This window comes from Mycolicibacterium tusciae, from assembly GCF_002086795.1.
Lineage (GTDB): Bacteria > Actinomycetota > Actinomycetes > Mycobacteriales > Mycobacteriaceae > Mycobacterium > Mycobacterium tusciae.
The window spans coordinates 170,429-181,671 of record NZ_MVIM01000010.1 but is presented as its reverse complement, the minus strand read 5'-3'; the positions used below and the strand labels follow the sequence as shown (position 1 = coordinate 181,671).

At 67.1% G+C, this 11,243-nt stretch carries 12 protein-coding genes; 3 read left to right on the top strand and 9 right to left on the bottom strand.

Going from position 1 to position 11,243, the window contains the following annotated elements:
• Positions 1 to 370 precede the first annotated feature (370 nt).
• The 3 genes from BST47_RS19465 to BST47_RS19455 form a co-directional block, all read right to left on the bottom strand.
• Positions 371 to 1,450 (bottom strand): alanine and proline-rich secreted protein Apa, encoded by a 1,080-nt coding sequence (locus BST47_RS19465; RefSeq protein WP_083127273.1) that lies wholly within the window; start codon positions 1,448 to 1,450, stop codon positions 371 to 373.
• Between the two features lie 219 nt (positions 1,451 to 1,669).
• A complete protein-coding gene (locus BST47_RS19460) occupies positions 1,670 to 2,728 on the bottom strand; it encodes a sulfate/molybdate ABC transporter ATP-binding protein (protein ID WP_083127272.1) in 1,059 nt (352 codons plus the stop codon).
• Between the two features lie 6 nt (positions 2,729 to 2,734).
• The gene (locus BST47_RS19455) at positions 2,735 to 3,535 is read right to left on the bottom strand and encodes an ABC transporter permease (protein ID WP_083127291.1); all 801 of its coding nucleotides are present in this window, start codon (positions 3,533 to 3,535) and stop codon (positions 2,735 to 2,737) included.
• Between the two features lie 200 nt (positions 3,536 to 3,735).
• Between BST47_RS19455 and BST47_RS19450 the strand changes: the two genes are divergently transcribed.
• From BST47_RS19450 to BST47_RS19440, 3 genes are all read left to right on the top strand, one after another.
• On the top strand, positions 3,736 to 4,407 hold the full coding sequence (locus BST47_RS19450) for an SDR family oxidoreductase (protein WP_083127271.1): 672 nt from the start codon (positions 3,736 to 3,738) through the stop codon (positions 4,405 to 4,407).
• A 67-nt stretch (positions 4,408 to 4,474) separates the two neighbouring features.
• Positions 4,475 to 5,404, top strand: a complete 930-nt coding sequence (locus tag BST47_RS19445) for an LLM class F420-dependent oxidoreductase (RefSeq protein WP_083127270.1) — start codon at positions 4,475 to 4,477, stop codon at positions 5,402 to 5,404.
• Positions 5,405 to 5,517: 113 nt separating this feature from the next.
• On the top strand, positions 5,518 to 6,894 hold the full coding sequence (locus BST47_RS19440) for a type II NADH:quinone oxidoreductase Ndh (RefSeq protein ID WP_083127269.1): 1,377 nt from the start codon (positions 5,518 to 5,520) through the stop codon (positions 6,892 to 6,894).
• On the opposite strand, the gene BST47_RS19435 is transcribed toward BST47_RS19440, so the two are convergent.
• The 6 genes from BST47_RS19435 to BST47_RS19410 are packed head-to-tail and all read right to left on the bottom strand — an operon-like array spanning position 6,891 to position 11,228.
• Positions 6,891 to 7,517: an urease accessory protein UreD gene (locus BST47_RS19435; RefSeq protein WP_083127268.1), complete on the bottom strand. Its 627-nt coding sequence runs from the start codon at positions 7,515 to 7,517 to the stop codon at positions 6,891 to 6,893. The two genes, BST47_RS19440 and BST47_RS19435, sit on opposite strands and share 4 nt — an antisense overlap.
• Complete coding sequence (gene ureG / locus BST47_RS19430; protein ID WP_083127267.1) at positions 7,517 to 8,200, bottom strand: urease accessory protein UreG; 684 nt, start codon at positions 8,198 to 8,200, stop codon at positions 7,517 to 7,519. The genes BST47_RS19435 and ureG overlap by 1 nt, the downstream gene beginning before the upstream one ends.
• Positions 8,201 to 8,215: 15 nt before the next feature.
• Complete coding sequence (locus BST47_RS19425) at positions 8,216 to 8,848, bottom strand: urease accessory protein UreF (RefSeq protein ID WP_083127266.1); 633 nt, start codon at positions 8,846 to 8,848, stop codon at positions 8,216 to 8,218.
• 12 nt (positions 8,849 to 8,860) lie between these two features.
• Entirely contained in the window at positions 8,861 to 10,594 is a 1,734-nt protein-coding gene (locus BST47_RS19420; protein ID WP_083127265.1) for an urease subunit alpha, read from the bottom strand.
• Positions 10,591 to 10,929, bottom strand: a complete 339-nt coding sequence (locus tag BST47_RS19415; protein WP_083127264.1) for an urease subunit beta — start codon at positions 10,927 to 10,929, stop codon at positions 10,591 to 10,593. The genes BST47_RS19420 and BST47_RS19415 overlap by 4 nt, the downstream gene beginning before the upstream one ends.
• Positions 10,926 to 11,228 (bottom strand): urease subunit gamma, encoded by a 303-nt coding sequence (locus BST47_RS19410; protein WP_083127263.1) that lies wholly within the window; start codon positions 11,226 to 11,228, stop codon positions 10,926 to 10,928. The genes BST47_RS19415 and BST47_RS19410 overlap by 4 nt, the downstream gene beginning before the upstream one ends.
• Between the last annotated feature and the right edge of the window lie 15 nt (positions 11,229 to 11,243).

Here is an 11,243-nt window from a genome sequence, read left to right as displayed (position 1 = left end):
GGCGGCGGAAGTGGAGCGGCGATGCAGGTGTTCGAGGGTGGGTCGAAAAGAGTTCCGACTCCGCACTCAATTGCACTTCCCACCGCCGGCGACACCAACGAGATACAGGTAAGCGCCGCAAGAGCCACCGCCACTCTGGCCGTCACGCGACAAATCAAGTTCAGCATGGAGGCTCCCTTACCCATCCCCGACCTCAGCTGTACTCCTGATCGTAGGCCGCCCGGCCAAGCAAGTCACCAATATTGACGACCGCGAAGGTCGATGGCCGGTTTCCACTCGGGAGTCGAACGCTCATCGGTAATTCCGGTCGATCCGGGGACGCAGTCGCATCGCGTTGTGCGTGCGTTGCAGCCAGTCCAGTCCTGGCCTGTCAGCCGGGCGGCAACATCCCCGGCGCGGCCTCCGGCGCCACTGGCACGGGGACCCCGACGCCCGCGGGCGCAGGTGGTGGAGGCGGAGCGTTCGGATCGGCCGGCGGCGGAGGCGGAGCGTTCGGATCCGCAGGCGGCGGAGGCGGAGCGTTCGGATCAGCCGGCGGCGGGGGCGGAGCGTTCGGATCCGCAGGCGGCGGAGGCGCAGCGACCGGCGGGGCGTAGGGCCGGATCGAGTTCGCCAGTGTGACAGCCTCGTCCTTCGGGATCGGGTTGGCCTCGGTTCCGAGCCAGACGACGAACCAGCGTTGCGGGGTGCGCTGACCGCGCGGTGTGCCGGGTTCGACCGGCTCACCGACCACGCCGGCCCAGATCTGCCCGGTGGGCTTGTTGGCGTCGGTGAACTTCACCTCGTAGTAGGAGGCAACGCCGGGCATGCCGTCGGCGTCGAGCGGAACCGTCTCCTGGTTCATGCGGGTGCCGGGGAAGGGCATGAAGAACTCGCCCATATCCGATGCGAGCCGCTGGGCCGCCTTCGTGTTGTCGGTCTCGGCGCCGGCGAACAGCTTCAGATCGAGCCGTCCGAGCAGCACGCTCGTGTCGTTCGGCGGCTCCGCGCCCTCAGGCGTGATCTTCGTCAACAACGCTTGGCCGTAAGACAGCTGGGTGGAATCCGACACCTTCCATCCGGCGGGCACCACGAAGCTCAAGCCGCCGGCGGCGTTGTCGACGCGGCCCGGGTCGACGGGCGGCGGCGGTGGGGCGTTGGGATCCACCGGCGGTGGCGGTGCGTTCGGGTCCGCGGGCGGAGGTGGCGGCGCGGGGGCTCCCGGCGGAGCAGGCGGCGGCGCCGGGGCACCCGGCGGCGGGGGCGCGGGTGCTCCCGGCGGAGGGGGTGGCCCCTGCATGAACGTGTTGCCGGTCGGTGGCGGAGGTGGCGGCGCCGGCGTCGGCTCCGGTTGCGCCTGCGCGATCGAAGGCAGTGTGAGCGCCACCGCGGTCGCACCGGTCACCGCCGCGATCATCAGCGACTTTGAGAGGCCCTTGCGGGGTTCGCGTAACGCGTCTCGCTCATCCATGGGGAAGAAAATACCGTGTTACCGCCGTGACGCAAGTGCGAGTTGCTCCAAATGTGCTCAATCGTGACATTGCTGTAAGCTTCTAAGGCGCAGGTAGACAGCATTTAATAGATTGCTGTTCCATCTGGGGCCCACACCTGGCGCGGGGCGCGCTCACGGCGGTTGGTGACGGCTCTCACAGGCAATCCAGTTGTTAATTCGCATGGGCGAGCCGCGTCGTTACGGGCTGGGGAGAAGCGTGACCTCCTGCGCCTTGACCGAGAAATAGACGCGCTCCCCCGGCGCCAGCCGCAGCTCGGCGGCCGAATCGGCGGTGATGTCGGCGGCCAGTCCCGGGGCGCCGTCCGGCTGATCCTCGGCGCGGACGCGGATGGCGGGCCCGCGGCTGTCCAGCTCGGCGACAGACACCGCCACGGTGTTGCGCGGGCTGCCGTGCGGCTTGTCGCGATACACGGCGACCGCGGCCGGCGAGAACAACGCCACCGCAGACTGCCCGGCGATGCTGTCGGGTTCGGCGACGCCATGCCAGACAACCCCCCACTGCGTCGCCAACACTCCCGGTGGGCCGGCAACGCCCGCCACCAGGTTGACGCCGGCGAGGCGCGCCCCGAACTTGCTGCGAGGTGCAGTCAAAACCGCTGCGGCGGAGCCCTTTTCGACGACCCTACCCTCCTCGAGGACAAGTACCTTGTCGGCGAGGGTGAGGACGTCCACCAGGTCGTGGGTGATCAGGACCGCGGATCGGCCGTCGCGCGCGAGAACGCGGCCCAGCAGTTTGCGCATCGCGGCGGCCGCTCCAACGTCCAGGCCGGCCAGGGGTTCGTCGAGCAGCAGCACATCCGGATCGGCGGCCAGCGCGCGAGCCAACGCGATGCGCTGCGCCTGCCCACCCGACAGCTGCCGGGGCATACGACCGGCCAGCTCGGAGGCCTCGACCTCGTCCAACCAGCGCATAGCATCCGCACGTGAGCTGCGTGGGGAGAAGGCGACGTTGGCGACCACGCTCAGATGCGGGAACAGCAGCGCATCCTGCATCAGCAGCCCGACCTGGCGGTCGTGGGTGGCGACATGCGTGCCCGTAGCCGTATCAGTCAGCACCCGATCGCCGACGCGGACGACGCCGTGGTCGGGCCGCACCAGACCCGCGATCACATGAAGTGCCGTCGACTTACCCGCGCCATTCGGACCGAGTACGGCGAGAACCTCGCCGGCGTCCACCACGAATTCGATATCCACACCGCGGTTCTCGACGACCGCGCGCACACTGACGTCCGTCACGCTGATTCACCACGCATTGGCGCCGCCTGCCCGCAACCGCCTGCTACCGAGCCCGATGACCACCACGGCCGCGATCACGACGAGGAGCAGAGAAAGCGCGACCGCCGCGTCCGCGTCGCTCTCCCGCTGTAGGTAGATCTCAAGGGGGAGGGTGCGGGTGACGCCCTCGCGCGAACCGGCGAACGTGAGCGTGGCGCCGAATTCGCCCAACGATCGTGCGAATGCCAGGACCGCGCCGGACACCAAGCCTGGGGCCAGCAGCGGCAGTGACACCCGCCACCAGATAGTGGTGGGTCGGGCGCCCAGGGTCGCGGCGACGACCTCGTAGTCCGTCCCCGCGGTGCGGGCCGCGCCTTCCAGCGCGATCACGAGGAACGGCAGCGACACGAATGTCTGCGCCAGCACGACCGCTGTCGTCGTGAAGGCGATCTGAATGCCCGCGGCGTCCAGGTACTGCCCGATCAGCCCGAGGCGGCCGTAGGCGTACAGCAGCGCGATGCCCCCGACCACCGGAGGAAGCACCAACGGGAGCAGGATCAGCGGCCGCGTCATTCGTACCGCCCGGGCGTCGCTTCGGGCGAACACCAGAGCCATCGGCACACCCAGGATCAGGCACAACACGGTGCTGGCGGTCGCGGTACGCAGACTCAGCTCGAGTGCGGACACCGATGCCGGACTGGTGATCAGGGACCAGAATCGCAGCCAGTCGACCTTTGCAGCCACCGCGACGAGAGGAACGGCGACGAACAGAGCCCCCAGCGCAGCCGGGACGTAGATCCACCGAGGGAGGACGGCCGACGGGTTCACGGCAACGCGCGAACTGCGGAAATCGCGCTGGTCTTCGAGGTGGTCACCGCCGCGACGGGCTTCACAGATCACGACCCTATGGCACTTCGGCGGCGATGTGGTGCCGTGTGCGCGTGCCGCGTTTCCTCCTATAGCTACTGTCCAGTAACATTTCATCCACGGGCTGGGGTTCAGCGTCGAACACAGAGGAGGTCCTTGCGATGGACGTGCTTGTCACCGGAGGCGACACCGACCTAGGACGCACGATCGCGGAGAACTTTCGCAACGCGGGCCACCAGGTCGTGATCGCAGGCGCTCGCCGCGACGAACTGGACGTCGCCGCCAAAGAACTCGAAGTCGACGCCATCGTGTTCGACAACACCGATGCGGCGAACCTGGAGACGGCGCGGGACCAATTCCCGCACCATCTCGACACCATCGTCAATGTTCCCGCGCCACGCTGGCAGGCGGGCGATCCGCGGATGTACTCCCTCTCCGATCTGGCGACGGCTTGGCGCAATGCGCTCGACTCGACGATTCTTTCCGCCGTCCTGACCGTGCAGATTCTGGGTGACCACCTGCGTTCGGGGGGTTCGATCATCACCGTCGTACCCGAGCACCCGGCCGAGGGCAGTGCTGAGGCCGCCATCAAGGCCGCGGTGTCCGACTGGACGGCGGGGCAGGCTCAGCACTTCGGCATCCGCGGTATCACCGTGAACGCGGTCGCATCGGGCCGGAATGCCGAACCCGGCTACGACGGTCTCTCGCAGTCGCCGCTTTCGGTGGCCGAGGAGATCAGCCGGCTCGCATTGTTCCTGACAACGCCGGCCGCCCGGCACATCACCGGTCAGACGATGCATGTCAGTCACGGTGCGCTGGCGAACTTCGGCTGAATATTCCTTCGTTCGCCGATAGCTAAAGCGGGGTGACCGCTCCGGTTAGTTGTGGTTACGTGAAGGCGTGACCATCAAACTCGGACTCCAGATCCCCAACTTCTCCTACGGCACCGGCGTCACCGAACTTTTCCCCACCGTCATCGCGCAGGCTCAGGAAGCCGAAGCCGCAGGCTTCGACTCCGTCTTCGTGATGGACCATTTCTACCAACTGCCCGGCCTCGGAATGCCCGACCAGCCGATGCTCGAGGCGTACACCGCCCTCGGCGCGCTGGCCACCGCGACCGAGCGTGTGCAGCTCGGAACGTTGGTGACCGGCAACACCTACCGCAACCCCACGCTGCTGGCCAAGGCGATCACGACGCTCGACGTCATCAGCCAGGGCCGGGCGATTCTGGGCATCGGCACCGGCTGGTTCGAGCTCGAGCACGACTCGCTCGGCTATGAGTTCGGGACGTTCACCGACCGCTTCAACAAGCTCGGCGAGGCGCTGGAGATCATCCTGCCGATGCTTGCGGGCGAGCGGCCCACGGTGAACGGGAAGTACTACCGCACCGTCGAGGCCATGGCCGAACCCCGCTTCCGCGACCACATCCCACTGATGATCGGTGGCAGCGGCGAGAAGAAGACGATCCCGCTGGCAGCCAAGCACTTCGACCACTTGAACATCATCGCGGGATTCGACGAGTTGCCCCGCAAGCTGGCCGTGGTCAAGGAGCGTTGCGAGGAAATCGGCCGCGATCCGGCCACGCTGGAGACGAGCATGCTGGTCATCGCGCTCATCGGCGACGGCATCACCGAGGACCTGATTCCCGACGACTTCAAGCAGCAGGCGGTGTACGGCACGGCCGAGCAGGTCGCCGAGCAAATCAAGACCAAGGTGTTCGACGCGGGTGTCACCGGCGTGATCCTCAGCCCGGTGACGAGCCTCGACGGCTACCACCCCGGCCACGTCACCGCCGTCGGCGAGGCGTTGAAACCGGTTCTCGCCGGGTGATTCCCCGCGCTGACGTGGGAAACAACACAGCCAAACCGTGCGTGGATCGGAGGTTCGGGCGACTACCGTAGTGGGTAGAAATAGCACGTGAAGCACCGTCGAGGAGCCCGACAATGAGCCATCCCGGAGCCACTGCAACCGATAGGCACAAGGTCGTCATCATCGGTTCAGGGTTCGGCGGGCTGACCGCTGCCAAAGCGCTGAGGCGTGCCGACGTCGACGTGAAGATGATCGCCAAGACCACTCACCACCTTTTCCAGCCGTTGCTGTACCAGGTGGCGACCGGCATCATCTCCTCGGGCGAGATCGCTCCCCCGACCCGGATGATCCTGCGCAATCAGAAGAACGCGCAGGTGCTGCTGGGCAACGTGACGCACATCGATCTGGCGAATCAGACCGTCAGGTCGGAGCTGCTCGGGCACACCTACGTCACGCCGTACGACTCACTGATCGTCGCTGCGGGCGCGGGCCAGTCCTACTTCGGCAACGACCATTTCGCGGAATGGGCACCGGGCATGAAGTCGATCGATGATGCACTGGAGTTGCGTGCCCGCATCCTCGGCGCGTTCGAGCAGGCCGAACGATCCAGCGACCCCGCTCGCCGCGAGAAGCTGTTGACCTTCACCGTCGTCGGTGCCGGTCCTACCGGAGTCGAAATGGCCGGGCAGATCGCTGAACTCGCCGACCACACGCTCAAGGGCGCGTTCCGGCACATCGATTCGACGACTGCCCGGGTGATCCTGCTCGATGCCGCACCCGCCGTGCTGCCCCCGATGGGCGAGAAGCTCGGCAACAAGGCCAAGGCACGCCTGGAGAAGATGGGCGTCGAGATCCAGCTCGGGGCAATGGTCACCGACGTCGACCGCAACGGCATCACGGTCAAGGATCCCGATGGCAAGTTCCGTCGCATCGACTGCGCGACCAAGGTGTGGTCGGCGGGCGTTTCGGCGAGCCCGCTCGGCCGCGACATCGCTGATCAGTCCGACGCCGAGGTCGACCGCGCGGGACGGCTGAAGGTGCTGCCCGACCTGACCGTTCCCGGCCATCCGAACGTGTTCGTGGTCGGCGACATGGCCGCCGTCGAAGGCGTTCCCGGCATGGCCCAGGGGGCCATCCAGGGCGGCAGGTACGCCGCCAAAGCGATCAAAGCCGAGCTCAAGGGCGCCAATCCCGCTGAGCGCGAACCCTTCCAGTACTTCGACAAGGGTTCGATGGCCACGGTGTCGCGTTTCTCCGCGGTGGCGAAGATCGGCCCGGTCGAGTTCGGCGGCTTCATCGCCTGGCTCGCTTGGCTGGTGCTGCATCTGGTGTATCTGGTCGGATTCCGGCGCAAGATCACCACGCTGCTGATGTGGACGGTGACGTTCCTGTCGAAGAAGCGCGGCAACCTCACGATCACCGAGCAGCAGGCGTACGCCCGCACCAGAATCGAAGAGCTCGAGGAGATCGCGGCGTTGGTGCAGGATCCGGAAGAGAGAGCCGCGGTCTAGAGCCGCTCGCCCTGCCAGGTCGACAGGCAGCCGCCACGCGCCAGCGCGAGCGTCGTGCCGGCGGTGTCAACGTCCGTTCGTGGGTAGTGCAACTCGCTGATGCAAGCCATCGGCGCAGCCAACTCGTCGTCGGCCACCGAACCGCGACCCAGCTCGATGCGATGCCGCAGTAGCGCAGTCCCGTCGACGTCGGCGTGTAGCGATCCGGACCAGAAGCCCTGGCGTTCATCGGTTCTCCCGATCTGGATTCGCTCGCGCAGCTTGACTCGGCCGGATCCTTCGAGGGCCAGCCGTGTCGACGTGATATGCCGGGAACCGCCCGCAATGACGGTCGGTTGCGGGTCCAGATCGAGCTCGCCGGCGACCTCGAGAAGCCAATTCGCGTGTGACTCATGGGTGGCCGGTCCGGGCAGCGTCATCGTCGCCGCGGCGGTGCGCACGCGCAGCAGCGCGCCCGGTTCCACCACGATGCGCACGCATATGGAGTCTCCACCGAGCGGGGTGGCCGCCGCCGACACCAAGTGCACGGTGTCGGGTTCGGTCTCCCGGGCCGCGATACCGCCGCTGGATTCGATTCGCGGCCGGCGGCCTCGATGTGCGACGACGAGCATGTCGGATCGCATCAGACCGGAACCTTCAACTGCTCGCGCACCCACGTGAGCACAGCCGTCGCGGCGGGGTCTTCGGTCAGCGAGATCAACACGGCCGGACGGTCGCCGCGCACGGTGGCCGCGTCGCGGCGCATCAAGTCGAGATCGGCCCCGACGAGCGGCGCGAGATCAGTCTTGTTGACCACCAACAGATCCGAGTAGGTGACGCCCGGGCCGCCCTTGCGGGGTACCTTGTCGCCGCCGGCGACATCGATGACGAAGATCTGTACGTCCACCAGCCCGGACGAGAAGGTGGCCGTCAGGTTGTCGCCACCGGATTCCACCAGGATCAGGTCGAGCCGCTCGTTGCCCGCGATGAGATCGTCGATCGCGTCGAGGTTGGCGGTGATGTCGTCGCGGATCGCGGTGTGGGGGCAACCGCCGGTCTGCACCGCGGCGATGCGGCCGTCGGGCAGGACGGCGTGGCGGCGCAGGAAGTCGGCGTCTTCTGTGGTGTAGATGTCGTTCGTGAGCACGGCCAACGACAGCTCGTCACGCAGTTGCCTGCACAACGCGGCGACCAACGCCGTCTTGCCCGAGCCGACGGGCCCGCCGATGCCGACGCGCAACGGCTCCCCCGGTGTCCGCCGGCGTTTTGGTCGGTCGGTGTGACCGTGTGGCTGGCCGTCGAGGAAATGCGGTGGCTGGGGCGGCATGGGGCGAACTCTCCTTCAGGATGCGAACAGGGGTCGCTCGCGTTGGCTGTGCTTCTGGGCCAGCAGGTCGAGCAGCGGATCGGACAGGTCGGCCAACTCCTTGCAGGCCGTAGTCGAGGTTTGGTCGCACAACGCGGCCAGCTCGAAAGTCAGCGCCGCGACGTCACCCGGGTCCAGCGCCAGGAGCCGTTGCGCGGCCGTAGCCGATCCGGTCATCGTCGTGTAGACGACCGTCAGCGCCGTCTGTTGGGGCTCGAGCCCACTGGCCGCGCCGACGGCACCGGCCACGGTGGCGAGGTGCGGCGCGGCACCCAACGATTCCCAGGATTCGGCCGGCCAGACCCGTCGGGCGAGCCGTAACAGACCGCGTCCTTGCGCACGGGATGCCTGACGCGCGGCGGGTGCCGGTGTGCGGGCGTCGATCTCGGCGTCCGCGCCGGTGACCGCCAGGCTTCCGCCGTGCACGGCCGCGGCCACCGATGCGGTCACCAACCCGGTGGTGCGGATTCGCCGGATCAGGAAGGCCCGCAGCGTGACGAGGTCGCGGACCAGACCCTCGGTGACGGCCTCCTCGACACCTCCGGAGTGCACGTGGCCGCCGGTCGGCAGCCGCGAGTCCGACAATGTCAGCAGTGTCGCCAGGTTCATCGGAACAACCTGTCAGAACAGGAAATAGCGTTGCGCCATGGGCAACTCGACGGCGGGGTCCTCCTGCCACACGTCGCCGTCGATACGAACGGTGAAGGTGTCGGGGTCGACCTCGATTTCGGGCAGCGCGTCGTTGAACGGCATGTCGACCTTGCCGACATTGCGGACATCCTTGACCGCGACAAGCCTGCGGTCGACGGCGAGTCGGTTCGCAAGCCCGTCATCTATGGCCTGGGACGATACGAAATGCACCGAGGTAGCCGACGCCGCGGCCGGTGCCGCACCAAACATCGGTCGCGGCAGTACGGGCTGCGGTGTGGGGATCGACGCGTTCGCGTCACCCATTGCGGCCCAGGCGATCATCCCGCCCTTGAGCACCGCGTGCGGGCGCACACCGAAGAACGCGGGCTCCCAGAGCACGAGGTCGGCGAGCTTACCCACTTCCACCGAGCCGATCTCATGGTCGAGGCCGTGCGCGATGGCCGGGCAGATCGTGTACTTCGCGACGTACCGGCGGGCGCGGTTGTTGTCGGATTGATGGACGCCGGACTTGTCCCCCGCCAATGCACCCCGGCGTCGCTTCATCACGTGAGCGGTCTGCCAGGTGCGGATCACCACTTCGCCGATTCGACCCATCGCCTGGGAGTCGCTGCCGATCATCGAGATCGCCCCGATGTCGTGCAGCAGATCCTCGGCCGCCATCGTCGACGGTCGGATGCGACTCTCGGCGAAGGCGAGATCCTCTGGCACCGAAGGGTTGAGGTGATGGCACACCATCAACATGTCGAGGTGTTCATCGAGGGTGTTGACGGTGTGCGGACGGGTGGGATTGGTCGAACTCGGCAGTACGTACGGTTCGGCGGCGACGCGGATGATGTCGGGCGCGTGGCCGCCGCCGGCGCCCTCGGTGTGGTAGGCGTGAATCGACCGACCGTTGATCGCACCGATCGTGTCCTCGACGAAACCCGCCTCGTTGAGCGTGTCCGAGTGCAGGGCAACCTGCACTCCGGACGCATCGGCGACGGAAAGGCAGGCGTCGATCGCCGCGGGGGTCGACCCCCAGTCTTCGTGCAACTTGAAACCCGAAGCGCCGCCGCGTAATTGCTCCCACATCGATTCGGCGCTGACGGTATTGCCCTTGCCGAGTAGCGCGATGTTCATCGGCCAGGAGTCCAGCGCCTCCAGCATGCGGCCCAGATGCCACGGCCCCGGTGTCACGGTGGTGGCCTTGCTGCCCTCCGCGGGTCCGGTACCGCCGCCGATGATGGTGGTGATGCCACCGCCGAGGGCTTCCGCCATGATCTGCGGACAGATCAGGTGGACGTGGCAGTCGATGCCACCGGCGGTGACGATTCGGCCGTTGCCGGCGATGATTTCGGTCGACGGACCGACCACGAGATCTGGGTGCACGCCGGACATGATGTCGGGGTTGCCGGCCTTGCCGATCCCGACGATCCTGCCGTCGCGAATACCGATGTCGGCCTTGATGATTCCCCAGTGGTCGATGATCACCACGCCAGTGATCACGGTGTCGGGTGCGCCGTCGGCCCGGGTTGCCCGACCCTGCCCCATCGACTCGCGCAACACCTTGCCGCCACCGAAGACCGCCTCGTCGCCGGCCAGACCCGGCCCCCCGCTGCGATCCTCGGTGATCTCGATGAACAGATCGGTGTCCGCCAATCGGATGCGGTCGCCGGTCGTCGGCCCGAAGAGCGCTGCATACCTGGCTCGGGAAATGGCACTCATCGCGCATCATCCAATCGCCCGGGCGGTTGCAGGCTCAACCCATAAACCTCGCGTGATCCGCCCAGCGGTACCAACGAGACCCGCTGGGCAACACCGGGTTCGAACCGCACCGCGGTGCCGGCGGGAATGTCGAGCCGATGTCCGTGGGCGGTTGCACGATCGAATTGCAGGGCGACGTTGCTTTGCGGTAGGTGGACGTGGCTACCGATCTGGACGGGACGGTCGCCGGTGTTGAGGATGTCCATCTCGACCCGTTGCGCGCCCTGGTTGATCTCGATATCGCCGGTGCCGTAGACGATCTCGCCGGGCGCCCACGACGCATGTTCGGCCGTCATGGAATCGGATGGTGGACGGTGACGAGTTTCGTCCCATCGGGAAACGTCGCCTCCACCTGGACGTCGTCGAGCATCTCCGGAACGCCCGCCATCACGTCGTCGCGGCTGAGAACCTCGCGGCCGCTGGCCATCAACTCCACGACCGTGCGACCGTCGCGCGCCCCTTCGAGGAGGTGATCGGTGATCAAGGCGACCGCCTCGGGGTGGTTGAGTTTGAGCCCGCGCGCCTGGCGCCTGCGCGCCAGCTCCGCGGCGTACGACAGCAGCAGCCTGTCCTGTTCATGCGGCGTTAATCGCATAGTCGGGGATACTGC